Genomic DNA, 24,104 nt, shown 5'->3' on the forward strand with positions numbered 1-24,104 from the left:
AATTTATCTGGACATTCATACAGTGCGACTCTACCTTTTTCCTCAGCAGCCTGAGTCGCGGGGAAATCATGGATCAGCACATCATTATCAGCGCCTGTCTGGCGCTGGCCGGGTTGGGGATTGGCTGGATGCTGGCACAGTTACGTGCCGGCCATCAGGTCGCCAGTTTTCAGACCGAGCGCCGTCTGCAGGAAGAGGCGCAACAGCGCCAGCAGCAGCAAATCGAACAGCTTCAGCAGCAGACGCAGCAGCGTGAGCAGGAGCTGCGTCAGCTTCATGGCGCGCTGAGCGGGGCGAATGAGCGCCTGCAACAGCTCGATTACTGGCGCAATGAAAGCGAACAGCTTAATCGTGAACTGCGTAATCAGCTGGAGGTGAACAGCGCGCAGGAAGCAGAGCTGCGCGAAGTGACCATCCGCCTTGAAGAGACCCGTTTTGCCGCTGAAGAGAAACAGCGCCTGCTGACCAACAGCGAACAACGCCTGAGCGCCCAGTTTGAAAACCTCGCCAACCGTATTTTCGAAAACAGTGGCCGTCGCGTCGATGAACAGAACCGCCAGAGTCTGGACGGGCTGATTGGCCCGCTGCGTGAACAGCTGGATGGTTTCCGCCGTCAGGTGCATGAAAGCTTTGGCGCAGAGGCACGTGAACGGCACACACTGACTCATGAAATCCGGCAGTTACAGCAGCTGAATGCGCAGATGGCGCAGGAGGCGCTTAACCTGACCAAAGCGCTCAAGGGCGACAATAAAATCCAGGGTAACTGGGGTGAAGTGGTGCTGAGCCGGGTACTGGAAGCCTCCGGGCTGCGTGAAGGCTACGAATATGAAACTCAGGTCAGCATCCAGTCAGAACAGCACGGCAGGATGCAGCCGGATGTCATTGTGCGTCTGCCGCAGGGCAAAGATGTGGTGGTGGACGCCAAAATGACGCTGGTGGCCTATGAGCGCTACTTCAATGCGGATGATGAGATCGAACGTGAGCAGGCGATCCAGGAACATGTCAGCGCGATGCGAGCGCACATTCGCCTGCTGGGACGAAAAGATTATCAACAATTGCCCGGTTTACGGTCGCTGGATTATGTGTTGATGTTCATTCCGGTCGAGCCGGCTTTTTTGCTGGCGATTGACCGTCAGCCTGAGCTGATTGGCGAGGCGCTGCAGCAGAACATTATGCTGGTCAGTCCCACCACGCTGCTGGTGGCGCTGCGTACCATTAACAATCTCTGGCGCTATGAGCATCAGAGCCGCAATGCGCAGCGTATTGCTGACCGGGCCACGCGCCTCTATGACAAGATGCGACTGTTTGTCGATGACATGAGCGGCATTGGTCACAGCCTGGATAAGGCGCAGAACAGCTATCGCGAGGCGATGAAAAAGCTGGCAGAAGGGCGCGGCAACCTGATTGCGCAGACGGAAGGATTTCGTGCGCTGGGCGTGGAGATCAAACGCCCCATCAATCCCCAACTGGCCGAGCGGGCCATGCCGGAAAACCGGGCCGCTGACGACGCAGATGACGACAGGGATGCGGATGAAAGTGAGAGTCGTGTGAGACGCCTCCACGAATAGTATGGGCGCAGCGTGCCTGACTTCCGTGACTCTGATACACTTCGGGAAGTATTGTTTGTGGAGCAGGTAAAACCGATGGCAGATGAATCACAGCAGGAAACTACCCATTTTGGCTTTCAGACGGTCGCCAAAAGCGAAAAAGCTGACAAAGTCGCGGATGTGTTTCACTCCGTAGCAGCAAAATATGACCTGATGAACGATTTGATGTCGTTTGGCGTCCATCGTATCTGGAAGCGTTTTACCATTGACAGCAGCGGCGTACGTCGCGGTCAGCGCGTGTTAGATCTGGCGGGTGGTACCGGCGATCTCACCGCCAAATTCTCTCGCCTGGTGGGCGAAACCGGTCAGGTTGTCCTGGCGGATATCAACAGCTCCATGCTGAAGATGGGCCGCGAAAAACTGCGCAATCAGGGCGTGGTGGGCAACGTAAGTTACGTCCAGGCCAACGCAGAAGCGCTGCCTTTCCCCGATAACTATTTCGACTGCATCACCATCTCTTTTGGTCTACGCAACGTCACGGAAAAAGAGAAGGCGCTGGCCTCCATGTTCCGTGTCCTTAAGCCGGGCGGACGCCTGCTGGTGCTGGAGTTCTCTAAGCCTGTTCTGGATCCGCTGAGCAAAGCGTATGACGCTTACTCGTTCCACATTCTGCCGCGCATCGGACAGCTGGTAGCGCAGGATGCAGAGAGCTATCGCTATCTGGCCGAATCAATCCGCATGCATCCCGATCAGGAGACCCTGAAAGCGATGATGAACGATGTCGGTTTTGAAAATACCACTTACTCCAATATGACCGGCGGCATTGTTGCGCTGCATCGCGGATTTAAGTTCTGAGTGAGATGGTAATGAACCTGACTCCCTTGATTACCGCAGGTCTGGAAACGGCGCTGAACCGTATCCTCTATCGCGATCGTGGCCTGAAAGCGGCGCGGCAACGCCTGAATGGCAAAGTGCTGACGCTGCGCCTGAGTGAGTTTTCGCATCCGCTGGTGCTGGTTTTCAGTGAGCAGCAGCTCGACGTATTAGCGGACTGGCAGGATCGCAGTGACTGCACGGTGATCACCTCGCTGAAAACGCTGCCTAAGCTGCGCGATCGCCAGCAGCTGACGCCGCTGATCCGCAGCGGTGAGCTGCAGGTTGAAGGTGACCTGCAGGTGGTGCAGCAGTTCTCCGCGCTGATGGATCTGGCTGAGCTGGATCCGGCAGAATATCTGGCTCCCTGGGTCGGCGATATCGCCGCTCAGGGCATCAGTCAGCGCTCACAACAGGCATTCCGCTTTTTCAAAGGTGAAGTGCAGCGTCGCCAGGATTATCTCGGACAGGCCATTACCGAAGAGTGGCGTGTTGCGCCTGGCTCGCTGGAGTTAGCCTGGTTTTCTGAGGAGGTCGACGCGATGGAACGTTCGCTTGAGGCGCTTGATGCGCGTCTGGCGCAGCTGGAGGCAAAATGAGTTTTGGAGAGATCCGCCGTTTATATCTGATCATGAAGGTCTTTCTGACCTATGGCCTTGATGAACTGATCCCTCAGACACGCCTCACTTTCCTGTTTCGTCTGTGGCGTCGCTCTGTTTTCTGGATCCCGAATCTGTATAAGCATGAACCGATTGGCGCACGCATGCGCATGGCGATGGAGCAACTTGGGCCGGTCTGGATCAAGTTTGGCCAGATGCTGTCGACGCGTCGCGATCTTTTCCCGCCGCTGATCGCCGATCAACTGGCAATCCTGCAGGACCGCGTTGCGCCGTTCGATGGCGTCAAAGCCAAAGCGCAGATTGAAGCCTCAATGGGCGCACCGATTGAAACCTGGTTTGATGATTTTGATATCAAGCCCCTGGCGTCGGCATCCATTGCGCAGGTACACACCGCCACACTGAAATCGACCGGTAAGAAAGTGGTCATCAAGGTGATTCGCCCCGATATTTTGCCGGTCATCAGAGCGGACATGAAGCTTATCTATCGCCTGGCACGCTGGGTTCCGCGTCTGCTGCCGGATGGCCGTCGTCTGCGTCCGGTCGAGGTGGTGCGCGATTATGAGAAAACCCTGCTTGATGAACTGAATCTGTTACGCGAAGCCGCCAACGCCATTCAGCTGCGCCGGAACTTTGAAGATAGCCGCATGCTCTATGTGCCGGAAGTCTATTCAGATTACTGCAGCGAAACCATGATGGTGATGGAGCGCATATACGGCATTCCGATTTCAGACGTAGCGACGCTGGAGCGTCATGGTGTGAACATGAAGCTGCTGGCAGAGCGTGGCGTGCAGGTCTTCTTCACCCAGGTTTTCCGCGACAGCTTCTTCCATGCGGATATGCATCCGGGCAACATTTTTGTCAGCTATGAGCATCCGGAAGACCCGCAATATATCGGCATCGACTGCGGTATCGTGGGTTCGCTGAACAAAGAAGATAAGCGTTATCTGGCAGAAAACTTCATCGCCTTCTTCAACCGTGACTACCGTAAGGTTGCAGAGCTGCACGTTGACTCAGGCTGGGTACCGCCCGATACCAACGTTGAAGATTTCGAGTTTGCGATCCGTACAGTCTGTGAGCCGATTTTTGAAAAACCGCTGGCTGAGATCTCCTTCGGCCATGTGCTGCTGAATCTGTTTAACACTGCACGTCGCTTTAATATGGAAGTGCAGCCGCAACTGGTATTACTGCAAAAAACGCTGCTCTATGTGGAAGGGATTGGCCGTCAGCTCTATCCGCAGCTCGACCTGTGGAAGACGGCTAAGCCGTTCCTGGAAGACTGGATTAAGGATCAGGTCGGTTTGCCCGCTATTATTCGTGCGGTCAAAGAGAAAGCGCCATTCTGGGCTGAAAAGTTACCTGAGTTGCCAGAACTCTTTTACGACAGTATGCGCCAGCACAAACTCTTACGGCACAGCGTCGATAAGTTAGTGGGCGACATGAACGCGCAACGCGTCCGTCACCATCAGGCGCGATACCTGTTTGGCGTCGGTGCAACGTTGCTGTTAAGTGGAACGGCGGTGCTGCTCACCCGCCCGGATTGGGACTTCTTCCCGGCGGTATTGATGGCTGCGGGAATCGTCTCCTGGTTAATCGGCTGGCGTAAGACAAACTGATTGTCACGTCTGTTTAAAAAAAGGTAATGTCGCTGGCTAAAGCCCGGTTAAAAAGGGCACTCTGTCCTGCATTACCTTATCGTTTTCACAGAATATTAGAGGCTATCTCATGGGCGGTATCAGTATCTGGCAATTGTTAATCATTGCCGTGATTGTTGTTCTTCTGTTCGGTACCAACAAATTACGTAATCTGGGTTCAGATTTAGGTTCTTCGATTCGTGGCTTCAAAAAAGCTATGAGTGACGAGGATGACAAAAAGGATCAGCCGAAAGAGCAGGACGCTGACTTCGCAGCCAAAACACTGGCGGACAAACAGCAAACGTCGGCTAACAAAGAAGAAGCCAAGAACGACAAGCAGGTGTAAACCGTGTTCGATATTGGTTTTAGTGAACTGGTATTGGTGTTCGTTATCGGGCTGATTGTTCTCGGCCCGCAACGTTTACCGGTTGCGGTGAAAACCGTGGTCGGCTGGATCAGGGCGATTCGCTCGCTGGCAGCCAATGTACAACATGAACTGGCGCAGGAGCTCAAGCTGCAGGAATTGCAGGAGAGCCTGAAAAAGGTGGAAGAAGCGGGCCGCGGTACGCTCTCCCCTGAGCTGAAAGAGTCGATGGAAGAGCTGCGTAAAACCGCGGATTCAATGAAACGCTCGGTCAGTCAGAGTATCGACATTGAAAAAGAGGAAGATGAGGCGAACACCATTCATTCGGCTCAGCACAGGCATGTACCTCAGGCGGCTTCTGAGACGGTGCAGGCATCTGAACCTGGCCCGGTTGAACTTTCGGCAACGCCGGCTAGCGCAGAACATCAGGCCAGTGCCCCGGCACAGGCTCCATCAGCGGTTTCATCCGCTCCGGCTGTGCAATCCTCTGCCGTACCTGCCGCTGTGGCCAGCGCTCCGGCACAGGCACCTGCAGGTGATGTTGCCAGACCGGCAGATTCTGCGCGTAATCCCGCAGCCTCCCCTTCTGCAAGTGATGAACGATAATGGCCGTTGAAGATACCCAACCGCTCATCAGTCATCTGATTGAGCTGCGTAAGCGACTACTGAATTGCATTCTCGCTGTATTAGCGATCTTCCTGGTGCTGGTTTACTTCGCCAATGACATCTATCAGCTGGTCGCGGCACCGTTGATCAGCCAGATGCCGGTTGGATCGAGCATGATCGCGACCGATGTGGCCTCACCGTTTTTCACCCCGATTAAGCTGACCATTATTGTGTCAGTGTTTCTTGCGGTGCCGGTGATCCTCTATCAGGTCTGGGCCTTTGTCGCTCCGGCGCTCTACCGGCATGAGCGTAAGCTGGTTATGCCGCTGCTCTTTTCCAGCACCTTCCTGTTTTATTTCGGCGTGGCCTTTGCCTATTTCGTGGTCTTCCCACTGGCATTTGGTTTTTTCACCAAGACCGCACCGATTGGCGTCACCGTCGCAACGGATATCTCTAAGTACCTCGATTTTGTCATGACGCTGTTTATGGCATTTGGCGTGGCGTTCGAAGTACCGGTGGCGATTGTGTTGCTGTGCTGGACCGGGATCACTAGTCCGGAAGAGTTGAAGAAGAAGCGTCCCTATATTCTGGTGGGTGCCTTCGTGGTCGGGATGTTGCTCACACCGCCGGATGTTTTTTCCCAAACTTTGCTCGCTATTCCGATGTACTGCCTGTTTGAAGTCGGCGTATTCTTTTCCCGGTACTACGTGGGTAAAGGCCGACGCTTACAGGATGAGGAAGAGAACACCGACGCCTGATGCTGACAGCCTTACCCGCACTGGCGGGAAGCGTTCACTCCAAACCGCCCTGATGGGCGGTTTTTGTTTATAAACAGTGGGAAATATTATGTTTGATATCGGTGTAAACCTGACCAGCACGCAATTCGCCTCCGACCGGCAAAAGGTGGTTAAACGCGCGCGTGATGCGGGCGTCACCGGCATGCTTATTACCGGCACTAACGCGCTGGAGAGCCAGCAGGCTCAGCGACTGGCTGAAGCTCAATCCGGCTTCTGCTGGTCTACTGCGGGCGTTCATCCTCACCATGCCAGCGAATGGTCCACGGAAATCGCCAGCACTCTGCGTCGCCTGGCTGAAAAACCGGAAGTGGTGGCCATTGGTGAGTGCGGGCTCGATTTCAACCGCAACCTGTCGGCGCATGAGCAGCAGGAGTATGCGTTTGACGCGCAGCTGGCGCTTGCGGCCGAACTCAACATGCCGGTGTTTCTGCACTGCCGTGAAGCCCATGCCCGTTTCGCCGCGGTACTTGAACCCTGGCTGCCGAAACTGGCTGGTGCGGTGATCCACTGCTTTACCGGCACGCGTGATGAGCTGGAGGCCTGTCTGGCGATGGGACTATCGGTGGGGATTACCGGCTGGGTTTGCGATGAGCGTCGTGGGCTGGAGCTGCGCGAGCTGCTGCCGCTGATTCCGGCTGACCGGCTGCTGCTGGAAACGGATGCGCCTTATCTGCTGCCGCGCGACATGCGTCCGCGCCCGACCTCACGCCGGAACGAACCCTGCTTTTTACCGCATATTGTTAATCAGGTGGCGAAATGGCGGGGCGAGACTGCTGAGGAACTGGCGACCCGCATCGATCAGAATGCGCGGACGTTGTTCCGACTGGCTTAAATCTTACGGAACTGCTTGTTGTCGACGCTGCGCATCACCTGCTTGTTCAGCAGATTCAGCAACAGAATCGAGCGCGTTTCACCATCCGGCTCGGCAAAAATGGCGCGCAGCCCTTCAAACGTCCCCTCGGTGATGACGACTTCATCGCCGCTTTGTGGTGTCTCAGGGTCAAGCAGGATTTGCGGAACGTCGGTTTCCAGCGCTTCGATCACCGCCGATGGCACGGTTGCGGGCGTGGTGCCAAAGCGCACGAAGTGACTGACACCGCGTGTGCTGCTAATCGTCGTGGTGTGAATCGCTTCCGGATCGAATTCGATAAACAGGTAATTTGGAAACAGTGGCTCACTCACCGTGGTGCGTTTGCCGCGCACGATTTTTTCCAGAGCGATCATTGGACTGAGGCAATGCACTTCCTGCCGCTCCAGATGCTCCTTCGCGCGCAATAGCTGTCCACGTTTGCAATAGAGTAAGTACCAGGATTCCATAACTGCTCCCATTGAATGGACGCTAAGAATAGCAAACCTGCTGCCAGAGTTATAGCGCAGGGGCAGGGTAAAGCGTCCTGCAGCGAAAATAAACTGAGACTTTTCCTAACATGCCGGATGGCAGTAAAAGCATTGATGGGTAATTGACGTCGGCTATTCCTCTGTATCAGACTCGATGACCATCACATCTGCACAAGGATCCTCTGATGGAACTCTTTCTGTTGAGCAATGGCAAGCTGGCGGATGATGCGCCGTTGCTGGGCTATGCGCAGCCACAGCTGCTCGCCATGATCGCGCGACGCGCTATCCGATCGGCGGTACTGATCCCCTACGCAATTATTCGTGGCGATCAGCAGCAGCGCGCTGATGAGCTCAGCGCTTCTCTTGGAATTCAGGTGGAGCGGGTTCAGGCATTCGCTTCGCCAGCTGATGCAATTGCCCAGGCAGAGCTGATTTTAGTCAGCGGTGGCAACACCTGGTTTCTGAATCAGATGCTGCATGAACAGGGTCTGATCGGAGCGATTCAGCGCGCGGTGCGGGAGCGGCAGGTACCCTATGTCGGCTGGAGCGCAGGCTGCAACGTGGCAACGCCCTCAATCCGTACCACTAACGATATGCCGGTACGCAGCAGCGTGGTGTTACCTGCGCTGGGCCTCTTTCCGGTGCAGATCAATCCCCACTATCTGGATGCCAGCGTCAGCGGCCACATGGGCGAAACCCGTGACGAACGTCTGGCGGAGTTCTGTGCCGTTAACCCTGCTGAGTCGGTCATTGCGCTGCGTGAAGGCAGTTTTCTGCATCTGCATGACAACCAGCTGCGTTATCACAGCGTGCGTAACGAAGATTTTAAACTGTTTCGCCACGGCGAGCCGATTCAGGGGTATCACGATGCCCGTGCGTTACAACCGCTGGTTCCCTTTCAGTGCGTATGAGGCGGCCATATAAACCTCAGCAACTCCGTGTAATCAGACCTATAATGGCCGACTCACTCTGGCCGGAAAGCTAAAGCCGCATGAAATATCACGATTTAAGAGACTTTCTCGCGCTGCTCGAACAGCGCGGTGAGCTAAAGCGCATTACCCAGACGATCGATCCTGAACTGGAAATGACCGAAATTGCCGACCGCACCCTGCGTGCCGGTGGCCCCGCTCTGCTGTTTGAAAACCCGAAAGGGTATGACATGCCGGTGCTGTGCAATCTGTTCGGCACGCCAAAGCGCGTGGCCATGGGCATGGGCCAGGAAGAAGTCAGCGCACTGCGTGAAGTGGGTAAACTGCTGGCCTTCCTGAAAGAGCCGGAGCCGCCAAAAGGCTTCCGCGATCTGTTCGATAAGATGCCGCAGTTTAAGCAGGTCCTGAACATGCCAACCAAACGCCTGCGCAATGCACCCTGTCAGGAAGAGGTGTTCAGCGGCGATGAAGTCGATCTGACGCGTATTCCGGTGATGAAATGCTGGCCTGGCGATGCGGCACCGCTGATTACCTGGGGATTGACCGTCACGCGCGGCCCGCATAAAGAGCGGCAGAATCTTGGCATTTATCGACAGCAGGTGATCGGCAAAAACCGTCTGATTATGCGCTGGCTGTCGCACCGTGGTGGTGCGCTCGATTATCTGGAGTGGACGAAAGCGCATCCGGGTGAGCGTTTTCCGGTCTCGGTGGCGCTGGGTGCCGATCCCGCCACCATTCTCGGTGCCGTCACGCCGGTGCCTGACACGCTGTCAGAATATGCGTTTGCCGGGTTGCTGCGCGGCAATAAAACCGAAGTGGTGAAGTGCCTGTCGAACGATCTTGAAGTGCCGGCCAGTGCGGAAATCGTACTGGAAGGGTATATCGAAGCGGGCGATATGGCGCCAGAAGGACCTTACGGCGATCACACCGGCTACTACAATGAAGTAGATAGCTTCCCGGTGTTTACCGTGACACATATTACGCAGCGCCATAAGCCTATCTATCACTCCACCTACACCGGCCGGCCGCCGGATGAGCCTGCGGTGTTGGGTGTGGCGCTGAATGAAGTGCTGGTGCCAATCCTGGTGAAGCAGTTCCCGGAGATCGTGGACTTCTATCTGCCACCGGAAGGTTGCTCATACCGGCTGGCGGTCGTAACGATTAAAAAGCAGTACGCCGGGCATGCCAAACGTGTCATGTTTGGCGTCTGGTCGTTTTTACGGCAGTTCATGTACACCAAATTTGTTATTGTGTGTGACGATGATGTTAATGCGCGTGACTGGAACGACGTGATCTGGGCCATTACCACCCGTATGGATCCGGCCCGCGATACGGTATTAGTGGAAAATACCCCGATCGATTATCTCGATTTCGCCTCGCCCGTTTCCGGGCTGGGGTCGAAAATGGGGATGGATGCGACCAATAAGTGGCCAGGTGAAACGCAGCGTGAATGGGGCACACCCATCGTTAAAGATCCGGCGGTCACCGCGCGCATTGATGCTATCTGGGATGAGCTAGGTATTTTTGATCAGCCGCCACAGCGTTGATGGCGAGCACAACCATAAAGACGACCCGACAGAGGGAACGCATGACAACGTTAAGCTGTAAAGTAACTTCGGTTGAGGCGATTACCGACACGGTCTATCGCGTTCGCCTGATCCCTGAAGCGGAATTCAGTTTTCGCGCGGGACAGTATCTGATGGTAGTGATGGATGAGCGCGACAAGCGTCCGTTCTCGCTGGCCTCAACGCCGATGGAAAAAGATATTATCGAGCTGCATATCGGCGCGTCCGATCTGAATCTCTATGCCATGGCCGTAATGGACCGCATCCGTAACGATCGCCAGATCACGGTTGATATGCCGCACGGCGATGCCTGGCTGCGTGAAGAGAGCACTAAACCGCTGATCCTGATTGCAGGCGGCACCGGTTTCTCCTATGCCCGTTCGATTTTGCTCACCGCACTGGCGGAACAGCCAGAGCGCGACATCGCCATTTACTGGGGCGGACGTGAGCTTAAGCATCTGTACGATATGGATGAGCTGGATGCGCTGGCCGTGAAGCACCCGAACCTGAAGGTGATCCCGGTCGTCGAGCAGCCTGAAGCAGGCTGGCAGGGCCGTTCTGGTACGGTACTGACCGCAGTGATGCAGGACTTCAGCACGCTGAGTGAGCATGAGATCTACATCGCCGGACGTTTTGAGATGGCGAAGATTGCCCGCGACCGTTTCTGTGCCGAGCGTGGCGCAGTGGAATCACAGATGTATGGCGATGCGTTTGCCTTTATCTGATTCCTGGTAGCAGACAGAAAAAACCCGCCGATCAACGGCGGGTAAATCTGACAAAGTAAGACTCAACGTATTAAAGACGCTCGAATACGGTTGCGATCCCCTGGCCCAGTCCGATGCACATGGTGGCGAGGCCAAAACGGGCATCGCGTCGTTCCATGATGTTCAGCAGCGTAGTGCTGATGCGCGCACCGGAACAGCCCAGCGGATGACCTAAAGCAATCGCGCCGCCATTCAGATTGACCTTCTCATCCATCAGTTCCAGCAAACCTAAGTCTTTAATACAGGGCAGGGTCTGCGCGGCAAAGGCTTCGTTCAGCTCAAACACGTCGATATCACTGACGCTCAGTCCCGCCCGTTTCAATGCCAGTTTGCTGGCCGGAACCGGTCCGTAGCCCATGATCGACGGATCACAGCCGACCACTGCCATGCTGCGGATACGTGCACGTGGCGTCAGCCCCAGTTCACGGGCGCGTGATTCACTCATAATCAGCATGGCGGCCGCGCCATCGGACAGGGCCGACGACGTACCCGCTGTGACGGTGCCATTCACCGGATCGAAGGCGGGTTTGAGTGCCGCCAGACCTTCGGCGCTGGTCTCCTCGCGGATCACCTCATCGAAAGCATAGCGCTTAAGAATGCCGTCGCTGTCGTGACCATAGGTGGCGACAATCTCCGTTGCAAAGTCCCCGCTCTGTGTGGCCTGCCATGCGCGCTGGTGCGAACGCAGGGCGAACGCATCCTGCTGCTCACGGCTGATATGATGCATACGTGCCAGCATCTCGGCGGTTAAGCCCATCATGCCCGCAGCTTTAGCGACGGTGCGGCCCAGGCCGGGATGAAAGTCGACGCCGTGATTCATCGGCACGTGTCCCATATGCTCCACGCCGCCAATCAGGCAGCACTGCGCATCGCCGACCATAATGGCGCGGGCCGCATCGTGCAGCGCCTGCATTGACGAACCACACAGCCGGTTAACGGTCGTGGCAGGCACAGAGTGCGGGATTTCAGCCAGCAGCGCGGCGTTACGCGCGATATTAAATCCTTGTTCCAGCGTCTGCTGTACGCAGCCCCAGACGATATCGTCGAGGGATGCCGGGTTCACCGCCGGGTTGCGGCTCAGGATTTCGCGCATCAGGTGCGCGGAGAGATCTTCAGCGCGCACGTTCCGAAAGGCTCCGCCTTTTGAACGTCCCATTGGCGTGCGCACCGCATCAACAATCACCACATTTTCCATCTTCTTGCCCTCAGGCGCTTTTCAGCGCGGCTTCATCAATCGGTTTGGCGGCGGGATACCAGCTTTCATGCTGATGGGCTTTCTGCACCAGCAGCGCAGGCAGGGCATACAGGCCACCAAGCGCGCTGTAGCGCCGGGCCTGATCGACCACATTGCTGTTGCCCAAGGTATCGAGATAGCGGAAAGCGCCACCACGGAACGGCGGGAAGCCGAGACCATAGACCAGTGCCATATCCGCTTCAGCAGGCGAGGCGATAATCTTCTCTTCCAGGCAGCGCACCACCTCATTCAGCATCGGAAGCATCATACGGTTCAGGATCTCTTCATCGCTGAAGACCCGCGCGGGCTGACAGACCTGTTGCAGCAGCGTATCCACTTCAGCATCCGGCACTTTCTTCAGCTTGCCCTTTTTATCCTCTTCCCAGCGCCAGAATCCTTTGCCATTTTTCTGACCAAAACGACCGGCATCAAACAACAGATCGATCGCATCGCGATAGTCGTGCTTCATGCGATCCGGGAAACCATCCGCCATAACACTTTGCGCGTGGTGCGCGGTATCGATGCCCACCACATCCAGCAGCCATGAAGGCCCCATCGGCCAGCCGAACTGTTTTTCCATCACTTTATCAATCTGACGGAAATCAGCGCCGTCGCGCAGCAGCAGGCTGAAAGCGGCGAAGTAGGGGAACAGCACCCGGTTCACAAAGAAGCCGGGGCAGTCATTCACCACGATAGGCGTTTTGCCCATTTTGCTGGCCCATGCCACCACTTTACTCAGTGTCGCTTCACTGGTTTTCTCGCCACGAACCACTTCGACCAGCGGCATACGCGGCACCGGATTGAAGTAGTGCATGCCACAGAAGTTTTCCGGGCGCTGCAGCGCCTGCGCCAGCTGGCTGATAGGAATGGTTGAGGTATTGGAGGCCAGAATCGCATCCTGACGCAGATGCTGTTCGGTTTCCGCCAGCACTTTGGCCTTGATCAGCGGGTTCTCGACCACGGCTTCCACCACCACATCGGCCTGGTCAAAACCGGCGTAATCCAGGGTGGGCTGAATAGTGGCGATCACACTGGCGAGTTTACTGCCGTCGATTTTGCCGCGCTCCAGCAGCTTATTGAGCAGCTTGCTGGCTTCATTCATCCCCAGCGTTAACGCCTGCGGATTAATGTCTTTCATTCTGACCGGCACGCCTTTCCAGGCAGACTGGTAGCTGATGCCGCCACCCATAATGCCCGCGCCCAGTACCGCTGCCTGAGCCGGAGCGCCGCTTTCGCTGCCGCGTTTTTTCGCCAGGCTTTTAACGTACTGGTCGTTGAGGAAGATGCCGACCAGTGCGCGGGCTTCATCAGACTGCGCCAGTGGCACAAACGCCGCCGTTTCAAGTTTCAGCGCATCATCACGACCCAGGCTGGCTGCCGCTTCAATGGTTTTTACGGCCATTAGCGGAGCGGGATAGTGTTTACCTGCGGTCTGCAGCACCATCGCTTTCGCAATCGTGAAGCTCATCGCCGCTTCAATCGGGCTGAGTTTCAGCGGTGCCAGTTTCGGTGCCCGGCGTGCGCGCCAGCTGTCATCTGCGGCAGCGGCCTTAAGCATGGTGATCCCCGCCTCGCGCAGTTTCTCACGCGCCACGACCGCATCGACCAGACCGAGTTTCAGGGCGGCATTGCCATCCACATCTTTACCCGCTGCAATAATTTCCAGCGCGCTGTCGGCACCCAGCAGGCGCGGTAGTCGCACGCTGCCGCCAAATCCGGGCATGATGCCGAGTTTTGTTTCCGGCAGGCCAATGCGCGCGTCAGCGGTGGCGATACGCAGATCGGTTGCCAGTACGCATTCGCATCCACCACCCAGCGCATAGCCGTCAATAGCGGCCAGGGTTGGCACCGGTAAATCTTCCAGACGGTTAAAAATGCTGTTGGCGTAGCTCAGCCACTGGCTTAGCTTTTCGGTGGGTGCATCAAACAGAGAAAGGAACTCGGTGATATCCGCGCCCACAATAAAAGCAGGTTTAGCGGAGCTCAGCAGCAGGCCGCGCAGGTCTGGCTGCTGTTCCAGCACCGCAATCGCCTCGCCCAGACTGGCGACCGTTTGCGTATCGAGCTTATTGACCGAGCCTGTAGCGTCAAAAACCAGCTCGGCGATGCCATCGTCCAGCCAGTGAAGAGTAAGGTTAGCGCCTTGGTAGAGCATGTGCGTCTCCTGAAACCGCGAAAGGTGATCTGGTCATACCAGATGATCGTGAGTGTGGGAGCGATGTTAATTATTTGCAAACTGCTCTTTGCTTATTTGCTAACAAGATCACAGCTGCGCCGACTTCGGCATCTGCACAAGGGGTATGCTAAACTTGCGGCCATTTTGCGACACTGGAGAGACGTCAATGGATTCACTGAAGACCTTGTATCACGCGCATATCGCCACGTTGCAACAACGGGCGCAGCAGGTGCTGGCACGCAATAAACTGGATGCGATGTTGATCCATTCCGGTGAATTGTTGACGGTGTTTCTGGATGACCACACCTATCCGTTTAAGGTGAATCCGCAGTTTAAGGCCTGGGTGCCGGTAACGCAGGTGCCTAACTGCTGGCTGTGGATTGACGGGGTGAACAAACCGAAACTGTGGTTCTACTCTCCGGTGGATTACTGGCACAACGTTGAACCGTTGCCGGATAGCTTCTGGACCGCGGATGTTGAGGTTATCGGCCTGAAAAATGCCGATGAGATTGCGCAACTGCTGCCTGCACAGCGCGATAACGTCGCCTATATCGGCCCGGTTAACGCGCGTGCAGCTCAGCTCGGTATCACTTCCGGCAATATCAATCCGAAAGCGGTGATCGACTTCCTGCATTTCCATCGCAGCATCAAAACAGATTATGAACTTGCCTGCCTGCGCCAGGCACAGAAGCTGGCGGTTGCCGGTCATCGCGCAGCGAAAGAGGCATTCTCTGCAGGCTTAAGCGAGTTCGATATCAACCAGGCCTATCTGACCGCAACCGGGCATCGCGATACTGATGTGCCTTACGGCAATATCATCGCGCTGAATGAACACGCTGCGGTGCTGCACTACACCCGGCTGGATCATCAGCCACCGGCGAAACGCCACAGCTTTTTGATTGATGCCGGTGCTGAGTATCTTGGCTATGCCGCCGATTTAACCCGCAGCTATGCGGCGCAGAGCAGTTCGCTCTATGCCAGAATGGTTGAGGCGATGAACGCGGAAGAGCTGGCGCTGATCGCTACGCTGAAAGCGGGCGTGCGCTACACCGATTATCATCTTCAGATGCACCAGCGTATTGCGAAGATGTTGCTGAAGTTTGAGCTGGTGCAGGGGATTAGCGAAGAAGCGCTGGTGGCTGAAGATCTGACCGGTCCGTTTATGCCACATGGTCTGGGACATCCGCTGGGTCTGCAGGTGCATGACGTGGCTGGCTTTATGCAGGATGATCAGGGCACCCATCTGGCCGCGCCCGCGCAATATCCTTATCTTCGCTGCACCCGCGTGCTGCAACCGGGCATGGTCTTAACCATCGAGCCGGGCTTCTATATTATTGACTCATTACTGGCGCCGCTGCGTGCAGGCCGTTTCAGTCAGCACTTTAACTGGCAGGCTATTGATGCGCTTCGGCCTTATGGCGGGATTCGTATCGAGGACAACGTGGTGATCCATGCGCATCGCGTTGAGAATATGACCCGCGATCTGCATCTGGCCTGATGGACGCTTTTGATATTCCGGCTGTGCCAGTTAGCAGCAGTGAGGAGACGATCAAAAAGAGTCGCTTCATTACGCTACTGGCACACACCGAAGGAGCTGAGGCGGCACGCGCGTTTGTCCAGCAGGTGAAAAGCGAGCATCCCGCTGCCCGGCATCACTGCTGGGCGTGGGTCGCGGGCGCACCGAATGATTCCCAGCAGCTTGGCTTCTCTGATGATGGGGAACCCTCGGGCACGGCCGGCAAACCGATGCTTGCGCAGCTGATGGGCGCAGATATTGGCGAGATTACCGCCGTCGTCGTACGTTATTACGGCGGCATCATGCTGGGAACCGGCGGCTTAGTAAAAGCCTATGGCGGTGGGGTCCAGCAGGGACTTAAGCTGCTGCCACGGCAGCGCAAAGTACCGATGAAGCTGTTCACCTTGCAATGCGACTATCCACAGCTCAGCGATATTGAACGGCTGGTTCAGCGTTTCGACGGTAAGGTGACCGACAGTCAGTTTCAGGATCGCATTGCATTGACGCTGGCTGTACCTTACGGACAAATCGACGGATTCAAAAAAAATCTGTCAGACTTTAGTCGGGGCGCGTTATCGCTTATCCCGCTCACACCCTGATGTTCATCTCTATTATTTAAAGGAACGGCTGAATGCACTTTCGCGCCATTACCCGCATAGTCGGTCTGCTGGTGATCCTCTTTTCAGTGACGATGATTTTGCCCGGTCTGGTCGCCCTCATTTATCGCGATGGGGCGGGGCGGGCGTTTAGCCAGACCTTTATGATGGCGCTGGTGATTGGCTCGCTGCTTTGGTGGCCGAATCGTAAAAAGAAAACCGAACTCAAACCGCGCGAAGGGTTCCTGATCGTCGTCCTGTTCTGGACGGTGCTGGGTAGCGTAGGGGCCATGCCCTTTATCTTTGCCGAGCAGCCGCATCTTTCGGTGACGGATGCATTCTTTGAATCGTTCTCGGGCCTGACAACAACCGGTGCCACCACGCTGGTGGGGCTGGACTCGTTGCCCAAGGCGATTCTCTTCTATCGGCAGATGCTCCAGTGGCTGGGCGGTATGGGGATTATCGTGTTAGCGGTGGCGATACTGCCGATTCTGGGCGTCGGGGGCATGCAGCTCTATCGCGCTGAAATGCCGGGGCCGCTGAAAGATAACAAGATGCGGCCACGTATCGCCGAGACGGCCAAGACACTCTGGCTGATCTACGTTCTGCTGACGGTGGCCTGTGCGCTGGCATTGTGGCTGGCGGGCATGCCGGCGTTTGATGCTATCGGCCACAGCTTCTCGACCATCGCCATTGGCGGCTTTTCTACCCACGATGCCAGCATCGGCTATTTTCATAGTGGCACCATCAATACCATCGTGGCGGTGTTTCTGCTGATCTCAGGCTGTAATTACGGCCTGCACTTTGCCATGTTAAGCGGACGTAATTTGCGCGTGTACTGGCGCGACCCGGAATTCCGCATGTTCATTGGCGTTCAGCTGACGCTGGTGTTGATCTGCACGCTGGTGCTCTGGTTCCACAATGTCTATGCCAGCGGCTGGCAGACGCTGAATCAGGCCTTCTTTCAGGTCGTTTCCATGGCAACGACGGCGGGATTCACGACCGACAGCATCGCACGCTGGCCATTGTTCCTGCCGGTGCTGCTGTTGTGCTCAGCCTTTATTGGCGGCTGTGCCGGTTCAACCGGCGGTGGCCTGAAGGTGATTCGCATTCTGCTGTTATGCAAGCAGGGTAACCGTGAGCTTAAGCGTCTGGTTCACCCGAATGCGGTCTACACCATTAAGCTGGGTAATCGGGCGCTTCCGGAACGTATCCTTGAAGCCGTCTGGGGATTCTTCTCGGCCTATGCACTGGTATTCCTGGTCAGCATGCTGGCGATCATCGCCACCGGTGTCGATGACTTCTCGGCTTTTGCTGCGGTTGCCGCGACGCTCAACAACCTCGGGCCGGGTTTAGGGGTTGTGGCCGATAACTTCACTTCAATGAATGACGTGGCGAAATGGATTCTTATTTCTACCATGCTGTTCGGGCGTCTCGAGGTATTTACCTTGCTGGTGCTGTTCACGCCTACTTTCTGGCGCGAATAATTAATAAGGATGCTGACATGAAAGCGCTGATTCTCTATTCCACTCGCGACGGACAAACAAAGAAAATTGCCTCTTCTATTGCTGAGGTGATCCGTCAGCAGCAGCCATGTGATGTGCTGGACATTCAGGATGCTACCCTGCCGGACTGGGCGCAGTATGATCGCGTGCTGATTGGCGCCTCGATCCGCTACGGCCATTTCCAGCCGGTCGTCGATAAGTTCGTGAAGCAGCACCTCAAGGAATTGCAGCAGCGTACCAGCGGTTTCTTTTCGGTGAACCTCACGGCACGGAAACCAGAGAAACGTTCTCCTGAAACCAATGCTTATACGCAGAAGTTTCTGACCAGCTCGCCGTGGCAACCCGATTGCTGTGCCGTGTTCGCGGGCGCACTTTATTATCCGCGCTATCGCTGGTTCGATCGCGTCATGATTCAGCTGATTATGCGTATGACTGGTGGTGAGACAGATTCAACGAAAGAAGTGGAATACACGGACTGGCAGCAGGTACGCACTTTTGCCAATGATTTTGCACAGTTACCAGGCAAATCGTAGCGAAATAGCGCGATTTGATGAAAATTACTGCGAACGATAATCTTTTCGTAATAAACACTTGTCAGCCCGCGCGAACTCCCTATAATGCGCCTCCATCGACACGGAACACCGGCAACGGGAAACGGGCTGAGAGGCACAGGAGACTGCGCCGCCGGAGAAAAACTTCTGAAATAGAAGTTGACTCTGCAGGAGGAAAGCGTAATATACGCCACCTCGCGACAGGACGCTAACGCACTGTTCGCACTGCTCTTTAACAATTTATCAGACAATCTGTGTGGGCACTCGCAGGATTGATATCAGCGTCTCAGGACGCAACAAAATATCAAAGCCTCACGAGTGAACACATAATGAAATTCATTATGACGTTTTACAGATGAGCACCGCTTAACTTGTTTAAGCAAATCAAACTTAAATTGAAGAGTTTGATCATGGCTCAGATTGAACGCTGGCGGCAGGCCTAACACATGCAAGTCGGACGGTAGCACAGAGAGCTTGCTCTCGGGTGACGAGTGGCGGACGGGTGAGTAATGTCTGGGGATCTGCCCGATAGAGGGGGATAACCACTGGAAACGGTGGCTAATACCGCATAACGTCGCAAGACCAAAGAGGGGGACCTTCGGGCCTCTCACTATCGGATGAACCCAGATGGGATTAGCTAGTAGGCGGGGTAATGGCCCACCTAGGCGACGATCCCTAGCTGGTCTGAGAGGATGACCAGCCACACTGGAACTGAGACACGGTCCAGACTCCTACGGGAGGCAGCAGTGGGGAATATTGCACAATGGGCGCAAGCCTGATGCAGCCATGCCGCGTGTATGAAGAAGGCCTTCGGGTTGTAAAGTACTTTCAGCGGGGAGGAAGGCGATGCGGTTAATAACCGCGTCGATTGACGTTACCCGCAGAAGAAGCACCGGCTAACTCCGTGCCAGCAGCCGCGGTAATACGGAGGGTGCAAGCGTTAATCGGAATTACTGGGCGTAAAGCGCACGCAGGCGGTCTGTTAAGTCAGATGTGAAATCCCCGGGCTTAACCTGGGAACTGCATTTGAAACTGGCAGGCTTGAGTCTTGTAGAGGGGGGTAGAATTCCAGGTGTAGCGGTGAAATGCGTAGAGATCTGGAGGAATACCGGTGGCGAAGGCGGCCCCCTGGACAAAGACTGACGCTCAGGTGCGAAAGCGTGGGGAGCAAACAGGATTAGATACCCTGGTAGTCCACGCCGTAAACGATGTCGACTTGGAGGTTGTTCCCTTGAGGAGTGGCTTCCGGAGCTAACGCGTTAAGTCGACCGCCTGGGGAGTACGGCCGCAAGGTTAAAACTCAAATGAATTGACGGGGGCCCGCACAAGCGGTGGAGCATGTGGTTTAATTCGATGCAACGCGAAGAACCTTACCTACTCTTGACATCCACGGAATTCGGCAGAGATGCCTTAGTGCCTTCGGGAACCGTGAGACAGGTGCTGCATGGCTGTCGTCAGCTCGTGTTGTGAAATGTTGGGTTAAGTCCCGCAACGAGCGCAACCCTTATCCTTTGTTGCCAGCGATTCGGTCGGGAACTCAAAGGAGACTGCCGGTGATAAACCGGAGGAAGGTGGGGATGACGTCAAGTCATCATGGCCCTTACGAGTAGGGCTACACACGTGCTACAATGGCGCATACAAAGAGAAGCGACCTCGCGAGAGCAAGCGGACCTCACAAAGTGCGTCGTAGTCCGGATCGGAGTCTGCAACTCGACTCCGTGAAGTCGGAATCGCTAGTAATCGTGGATCAGAATGCCACGGTGAATACGTTCCCGGGCCTTGTACACACCGCCCGTCACACCATGGGAGTGGGTTGCAAAAGAAGTAGGTAGCTTAACCTTCGGGAGGGCGCTTACCACTTTGTGATTCATGACTGGGGTGAAGTCGTAACAAGGTAACCGTAGGGGAACCTGCGGTTGGATCACCTCCTTACCTGAAGATACCTTCCGGCGCAGTGTCCACACAGATTGTCTGATAAAAAGTAACGAGCAGAAAAAACCTCTACAGGCTTGTAGCTCAGGTGGTTAGAGCGCACCCCTGATAAGGGTGAGGTCGGTGGTTCAAGTCCACTCAGGCCTACCAGATTTGTCCTCATGCTGCGTTGTGTCGACGGCTCGCATAGTTCACTATGCTTCGCATCGACACGCCTTGCCTGAGAAAAAATCGCATTCTTTACATGAAGAATGTTACTCCTGGTAGTAGTGGTCTCTGCAGTAACTGTATGGGGCTATAGCTCAGCTGGGAGAGCGCCTGCCTTGCACGCAGGAGGTCAGCGGTTCGATCCCGCTTAGCTCCACCATACCGTTTTAACTGTTTTTCTGAATACCTCAGAGCGTACCGGCAACGGTATGCTGCGAAGTATTATGCTCTTTAACAATCCGGAACAAGCTGAAAATTGAAACGACGTGTCGTTTTCATTCTCCGTAATAAGAATGAAAAATACGATACGTTCGAGTCTCTCAAATGCTTGCAGCTCGCAGCGTTGAAAAACGCCTGTGGGTTGTGAGGTTAAGCGACTAAGCGTACACGGTGGATGCCCAGGCAGTCAGAGGCGATGAAGGACGTGCTAATCTGCGTAAAGCGACGGTAAGGTGATATGAACCGCTACAGCCGTCGATGTCCGAATGGGGAAACCCGGTGCACTCTGTGCATCATTGCAGCATGAATACATAGTGCTGCAAGGCGAACCGGGGGAACTGAAACATCTAAGTACCCCGAGGAAAAGAAATCAACCGAGATTCCCCCAGTAGCGGCGAGCGAACGGGGAGCAGCCCAGAGCCTGAATCAGCATGTGTGTTAGTGGAAGCGTCTGGAAAGCCGCAGGGTACAGGGTGATACTCCCGTACACAAAAGCACACGTGCTGTGAGCTCGATGAGTAAGGCGGGACACGTGGTATCCTGTCTGAATATGGGGGGACCATCCTCCAAGGCTAAATACTCCTGACTGACCGATAGTGAACCAGTACCGTGAGGGAAAGGCGAAAAGAACCCCGGCGAGGGGAGTGAAACAGAACCTGAAACCGTGTACGTACAAGCAGTGGGAGCCTTCTTTATGGGGGTGACTGCGTACCTTTTGTATAATGGGTCAGCGACTTATATTCTGTAGCAAGGTTAACCGTATAGGGGAGCCGCAGGGAAACCGAGTCTTAACTGGGCGTTAAGTTGCAGGGTATAGACCCGAAACCCGGTGATCTAGCCATGGGCAGGTTGAAGGTTGGGTAACACTAACTGGAGGACCGAACCGACTAATGTTGAAAAATTAGCGGATGACCTGTGGCTGGGGGTGAAAGGCCAATCAAACCGGGAGATAGCTGGTTCTCCCCGAAAGCTATTTAGGTAGCGCCTCGTGAACTCATCTTCGGGGGTAGAGCACTGTTTCGGCTAGGGGGCCATCCCGGCTTACCAACCCGATGCAAACTGCGAATACCGAAGAATGTTATCACGGGAGACACACGGCGGGTGCTAACGTCCGTCGTGAAGAGGGAAACAACCCAGACCGCCAGCTAAGGTCCCAAAGTCATGGTTAAGTGGGAAACGATGTGGGAAGGCACAGACAGCCAGGATGTTGGCTTAGAAGCAGCCATCATTTAAAGAAAGCGTAATAGCTCACTGGTCGAGTCGGCCTGCGCGGAAGATGTAACGGGGCTAAACCATGCACCGAAGCTGCGGCAGCGACACTATGTGTTGTTGGGTAGGGGAGCGTTCTGTAAGCCGTCGAAGGTGTGCTGTGAGGCATGCTGGAGGTATCAGAAGTGCGAATGCTGACATAAGTAACGATAAAGCGGGTGAAAAGCCCGCTCGCCGGAAGACCAAGGGTTCCTGTTCAACGTTAATCGGAGCAGGGTGAGTCGACCCCTAAGGCGAGGCCGAAAGGCGTAGTCGATGGGAAACAGGTTAATATTCCTGTACTCGGTGTTACTGCGAAGGGGGGACGGAGAAGGCTATATCAGCCGGGCGACGGTTGTCCCGGTTTAAGCGTGTAGGCGGAGGGTCCAGGTAAATCCGGTCCCTTATCAACGCTGAGGCGTGACGACGAGGCACTACGGTGCTGAAGTGATAAATGCCCTGCTTCCAGGAAAAGCCTCTAAGCATCAGGTAACACAGAATCGTACCCCAAACCGACACAGGTGGTCAGGTAGAGAATACCAAGGCGCTTGAGAGAACTCGGGTGAAGGAACTAGGCAAAATGGTGCCGTAACTTCGGGAGAAGGCACGCTGGCGCGTAGGTGGAGGGATTTACTCCCCGAGCCGAAGCCAGTCGAAGATACCAGCTGGCTGCAACTGTTTATTAAAAACACAGCACTGTGCAAACACGAAAGTGGACGTATACGGTGTGACGCCTGCCCGGTGCCGGAAGGTTAATTGATGGGGTTATCCGTAAGGAGAAGCTCTTGATCGAAGCCCCGGTAAACGGCGGCCGTAACTATAACGGTCCTAAGGTAGCGAAATTCCTTGTCGGGTAAGTTCCGACCTGCACGAATGGCGTAATGATGGCCAGGCTGTCTCCACCCGAGACTCAGTGAAATTGAACTCGCTGTGAAGATGCAGTGTACCCGCGGCAAGACGGAAAGACCCCGTGAACCTTTACTACAGCTTGACACTGAACATTGAGCCTTGATGTGTAGGATAGGTGGGAGGCTTTGAAGCGCGGACGCCAGTCTGCGTGGAGCCAACCTTGAAATACCACCCTTTAATGTTTGATGTTCTAACGTAGGCCCGTAATCCGGGCTGCGGACAGTGTCTGGTGGGTAGTTTGACTGGGGCGGTCTCCTCCTAAAGAGTAACGGAGGAGCACGAAGGTCAGCTAATCACGGTCGGACATCGTGAGGTTAGTGCAATGGCATAAGCTGGCTTGACTGCGAGAGTGACGGCTCGAGCAGGTGCGAAAGCAGGTCATAGTGATCCGGTGGTTCTGAATGGAAGGGCCATCGCTCAACGGATAAAAGGTACTCCGGGGATAACAGGCTGATACCGCCCAAGAGTTCATATCGACGGCGGTGTTTGGCACCTCGATGTCGGCTCATCACATCCTGGGGCTGAAGTAGGTCCCAAGGGTACGGCTGTTCGCCGTTTAAAGTGGTACGCGAGCTGGGTTTAGAACGTCGTGAGACAGTTCGGTCCCTATCTGCCGTGGGCGCTGGAGAATTGAGGGGGGTTGCTCCTAGTACGAGAGGACCGGAGTGAACGCACCACTGGTGTTCGGGTTGTCATGCCAATGGCATTGCCCGGTAGCTAAGTGCGGAAAAGATAAGTGCTGAAAGCATCTAAGCACGAAACTTGCCCCGAGATGAGTTCTCCCTGACCCCTTGAGGGTCCTGAAGGGACGTTGAAGACTACGACGTTGATAGGCCGGGTGTGTAAGCGCAGCGATGCGTTGAGCTAACCGGTACTAATGACCCGTGAGGCTTAACCTTACAACGCCAGAGGCGTTTTTGAGAGACACGATTTTCAGCTTTGTACCGGATATTCTGCGCGGCCCCTGTGGCGGCGCA

18 protein-coding genes, 2 tRNA genes and 2 rRNA genes are annotated in these 24,104 nt (G+C 55.3%); 19 read left to right on the forward strand and 3 right to left on the reverse strand.

The annotated features are described in order from the left end of the window. Positions 1 to 68: 68 nt before the first annotated feature. From rmuC to tatD, 8 genes are all read left to right on the forward strand, one after another. Positions 69 to 1,568 (forward strand): DNA recombination protein RmuC, encoded by a 1,500-nt coding sequence (rmuC, locus tag FA92_RS18665; RefSeq protein WP_033784436.1) that lies wholly within the window; start codon positions 69 to 71, stop codon positions 1,566 to 1,568. A gap of 75 nt (positions 1,569 to 1,643) precedes the next feature. Then, positions 1,644 to 2,402: a bifunctional demethylmenaquinone methyltransferase/2-methoxy-6-polyprenyl-1,4-benzoquinol methylase UbiE gene (gene ubiE / locus FA92_RS18670; protein WP_008926452.1), complete on the forward strand. Its 759-nt coding sequence runs from the start codon at positions 1,644 to 1,646 to the stop codon at positions 2,400 to 2,402. An 11-nt stretch (positions 2,403 to 2,413) separates the two neighbouring features. Beyond that, entirely contained in the window at positions 2,414 to 3,019 is a 606-nt protein-coding gene (locus FA92_RS18675) for an SCP2 domain-containing protein (RefSeq protein WP_013359712.1), read from the forward strand. Next, positions 3,016 to 4,653 carry a ubiquinone biosynthesis regulatory protein kinase UbiB gene (ubiB, locus tag FA92_RS18680; RefSeq protein ID WP_033734835.1) on the forward strand — a complete coding sequence of 546 codons (1,638 nt, stop codon included), beginning with the start codon at positions 3,016 to 3,018 and terminating at the stop codon, positions 4,651 to 4,653. Before FA92_RS18675 ends, ubiB begins: the two co-directional genes overlap by 4 nt. Before the next feature lie 109 nt (positions 4,654 to 4,762). Beyond that, a complete protein-coding gene (gene tatA, locus FA92_RS18685; RefSeq protein ID WP_009088506.1) occupies positions 4,763 to 5,017 on the forward strand; it encodes a Sec-independent protein translocase subunit TatA in 255 nt (84 codons plus the stop codon). A gap of 3 nt (positions 5,018 to 5,020) precedes the next feature. After that, a complete protein-coding gene (gene tatB / locus FA92_RS18690) occupies positions 5,021 to 5,641 on the forward strand; it encodes a Sec-independent protein translocase protein TatB (RefSeq protein ID WP_033784437.1) in 621 nt (206 codons plus the stop codon). Then, the gene (tatC, locus tag FA92_RS18695) at positions 5,641 to 6,399 is read left to right on the forward strand and encodes a Sec-independent protein translocase subunit TatC (RefSeq protein ID WP_013359715.1); all 759 of its coding nucleotides are present in this window, start codon (positions 5,641 to 5,643) and stop codon (positions 6,397 to 6,399) included. Before tatB ends, tatC begins: the two co-directional genes overlap by 1 nt. 88 nt (positions 6,400 to 6,487) lie before the next feature. After that, on the forward strand, positions 6,488 to 7,270 hold the full coding sequence (gene tatD / locus FA92_RS18700) for a 3'-5' ssDNA/RNA exonuclease TatD (protein WP_033784438.1): 783 nt from the start codon (positions 6,488 to 6,490) through the stop codon (positions 7,268 to 7,270). On the opposite strand, the gene rfaH is transcribed toward tatD, so the two are convergent. After that, positions 7,267 to 7,755, reverse strand: coding sequence for a transcription/translation regulatory transformer protein RfaH (gene rfaH, locus FA92_RS18705; RefSeq protein WP_033734838.1), 489 nt, complete (start codon positions 7,753 to 7,755; stop codon positions 7,267 to 7,269). The two genes, tatD and rfaH, sit on opposite strands and share 4 nt — an antisense overlap. Positions 7,756 to 7,961: 206 nt before the next feature. Between rfaH and pepE the strand changes: the two genes are divergently transcribed. The 3 genes from pepE to fre all read left to right on the forward strand — a co-directional run bounded on the left by pepE (position 7,962) and on the right by fre (position 10,995). Further along, positions 7,962 to 8,687 (forward strand): dipeptidase PepE, encoded by a 726-nt coding sequence (pepE, locus tag FA92_RS18710; RefSeq protein ID WP_033784439.1) that lies wholly within the window; start codon positions 7,962 to 7,964, stop codon positions 8,685 to 8,687. Between the two features lie 80 nt (positions 8,688 to 8,767). Continuing rightward, positions 8,768 to 10,252 (forward strand): 4-hydroxy-3-polyprenylbenzoate decarboxylase, encoded by a 1,485-nt coding sequence (gene ubiD, locus FA92_RS18715; protein ID WP_013359719.1) that lies wholly within the window; start codon positions 8,768 to 8,770, stop codon positions 10,250 to 10,252. A gap of 41 nt (positions 10,253 to 10,293) precedes the next feature. Further along, positions 10,294 to 10,995 (forward strand): NAD(P)H-flavin reductase, encoded by a 702-nt coding sequence (gene fre / locus FA92_RS18720; RefSeq protein WP_008926461.1) that lies wholly within the window; start codon positions 10,294 to 10,296, stop codon positions 10,993 to 10,995. 70 nt (positions 10,996 to 11,065) lie between these two features. Here fre and fadA read toward each other — a convergent pair whose 3' ends face one another. Both fadA and fadB read right to left on the reverse strand, forming a co-directional pair. Beyond that, complete coding sequence (gene fadA, locus FA92_RS18725) at positions 11,066 to 12,229, reverse strand: acetyl-CoA C-acyltransferase FadA (RefSeq protein ID WP_033784440.1); 1,164 nt, start codon at positions 12,227 to 12,229, stop codon at positions 11,066 to 11,068. A gap of 10 nt (positions 12,230 to 12,239) precedes the next feature. Beyond that, on the reverse strand, positions 12,240 to 14,423 hold the full coding sequence (gene fadB, locus FA92_RS18730; RefSeq protein ID WP_033784441.1) for a fatty acid oxidation complex subunit alpha FadB: 2,184 nt from the start codon (positions 14,421 to 14,423) through the stop codon (positions 12,240 to 12,242). 187 nt (positions 14,424 to 14,610) lie between these two features. On the opposite strand from fadB, the gene pepQ reads away from it, so the two are divergent. The 8 genes from pepQ (at position 14,611) to FA92_RS18770 (ending at position 24,026) form a co-directional block, all read left to right on the forward strand. Then, on the forward strand, positions 14,611 to 15,942 hold the full coding sequence (gene pepQ / locus FA92_RS18735; protein ID WP_033784442.1) for a Xaa-Pro dipeptidase: 1,332 nt from the start codon (positions 14,611 to 14,613) through the stop codon (positions 15,940 to 15,942). Then, the gene (locus tag FA92_RS18740; protein WP_013359723.1) at positions 15,942 to 16,559 is read left to right on the forward strand and encodes an IMPACT family protein; all 618 of its coding nucleotides are present in this window, start codon (positions 15,942 to 15,944) and stop codon (positions 16,557 to 16,559) included. The genes pepQ and FA92_RS18740 overlap by 1 nt, the downstream gene beginning before the upstream one ends. Before the next feature lie 32 nt (positions 16,560 to 16,591). Next, on the forward strand, positions 16,592 to 18,043 hold the full coding sequence (trkH, locus tag FA92_RS18745; RefSeq protein WP_013359724.1) for a Trk system potassium transporter TrkH: 1,452 nt from the start codon (positions 16,592 to 16,594) through the stop codon (positions 18,041 to 18,043). A gap of 17 nt (positions 18,044 to 18,060) precedes the next feature. Beyond that, positions 18,061 to 18,594, forward strand: coding sequence for a menaquinone-dependent protoporphyrinogen IX dehydrogenase (hemG, locus tag FA92_RS18750; RefSeq protein WP_013359725.1), 534 nt, complete (start codon positions 18,061 to 18,063; stop codon positions 18,592 to 18,594). A 410-nt stretch (positions 18,595 to 19,004) separates the two neighbouring features. Continuing rightward, positions 19,005 to 20,544, forward strand: a 16S ribosomal RNA gene (locus FA92_RS18755). Positions 20,545 to 20,617: 73 nt separating this feature from the next. Then, positions 20,618 to 20,694 (forward strand) — tRNA-Ile (locus tag FA92_RS18760). A 141-nt stretch (positions 20,695 to 20,835) separates the two neighbouring features. Further along, a tRNA-Ala gene (locus tag FA92_RS18765) sits at positions 20,836 to 20,911 on the forward strand. Between the two features lie 207 nt (positions 20,912 to 21,118). After that, positions 21,119 to 24,026: ribosomal RNA gene (locus FA92_RS18770) — 23S ribosomal RNA — on the forward strand. Together the 16S and 23S rRNA genes with 2 tRNA genes alongside form the textbook arrangement of a ribosomal RNA operon. The last annotated feature ends 78 nt before the right edge of the window (positions 24,027 to 24,104 follow it).

This window comes from Pantoea sp. 9140 (assembly GCF_000745295.1).
Taxonomy (GTDB): domain Bacteria; phylum Pseudomonadota; class Gammaproteobacteria; order Enterobacterales; family Enterobacteriaceae; genus Pantoea; species Pantoea vagans.

What these genes read in the sequence shown, in the direction of transcription:
- ubiD (WP_013359719.1), top strand. Translation starts at nt 8,768, where the DNA reads ATGAAATATCACGATTTAAGAGACTTTCTCGCGCTGCTCGAACAGCGC.
- pepQ (WP_033784442.1), top strand. Translation starts at nt 14,611, where the DNA reads ATGGATTCACTGAAGACCTTGTATCACGCGCATATCGCCACGTTGCAA.
- ubiE (WP_008926452.1), top strand. Translation starts at nt 1,644, where the DNA reads ATGGCAGATGAATCACAGCAGGAAACTACCCATTTTGGCTTTCAGACG.
- fadA (WP_033784440.1), bottom strand. Translation starts at nt 12,229, where the DNA reads ATGGAAAATGTGGTGATTGTTGATGCGGTGCGCACGCCAATGGGACGT.
- tatD (WP_033784438.1), top strand. Translation starts at nt 6,488, where the DNA reads ATGTTTGATATCGGTGTAAACCTGACCAGCACGCAATTCGCCTCCGAC.
- FA92_RS18675 (WP_013359712.1), top strand. Translation starts at nt 2,414, where the DNA reads ATGAACCTGACTCCCTTGATTACCGCAGGTCTGGAAACGGCGCTGAAC.
- FA92_RS18740 (WP_013359723.1), top strand. Translation starts at nt 15,942, where the DNA reads ATGGACGCTTTTGATATTCCGGCTGTGCCAGTTAGCAGCAGTGAGGAG.
- rfaH (WP_033734838.1), bottom strand. Translation starts at nt 7,755, where the DNA reads ATGGAATCCTGGTACTTACTCTATTGCAAACGTGGACAGCTATTGCGC.
- trkH (WP_013359724.1), top strand. Translation starts at nt 16,592, where the DNA reads ATGCACTTTCGCGCCATTACCCGCATAGTCGGTCTGCTGGTGATCCTC.
- fre (WP_008926461.1), top strand. Translation starts at nt 10,294, where the DNA reads ATGACAACGTTAAGCTGTAAAGTAACTTCGGTTGAGGCGATTACCGAC.
- fadB (WP_033784441.1), bottom strand. Translation starts at nt 14,423, where the DNA reads ATGCTCTACCAAGGCGCTAACCTTACTCTTCACTGGCTGGACGATGGC.
- tatC (WP_013359715.1), top strand. Translation starts at nt 5,641, where the DNA reads ATGGCCGTTGAAGATACCCAACCGCTCATCAGTCATCTGATTGAGCTG.
- pepE (WP_033784439.1), top strand. Translation starts at nt 7,962, where the DNA reads ATGGAACTCTTTCTGTTGAGCAATGGCAAGCTGGCGGATGATGCGCCG.
- hemG (WP_013359725.1), top strand. Translation starts at nt 18,061, where the DNA reads ATGAAAGCGCTGATTCTCTATTCCACTCGCGACGGACAAACAAAGAAA.
- tatA (WP_009088506.1), top strand. Translation starts at nt 4,763, where the DNA reads ATGGGCGGTATCAGTATCTGGCAATTGTTAATCATTGCCGTGATTGTT.
- ubiB (WP_033734835.1), top strand. Translation starts at nt 3,016, where the DNA reads ATGAGTTTTGGAGAGATCCGCCGTTTATATCTGATCATGAAGGTCTTT.
- rmuC (WP_033784436.1), top strand. Translation starts at nt 69, where the DNA reads ATGGATCAGCACATCATTATCAGCGCCTGTCTGGCGCTGGCCGGGTTG.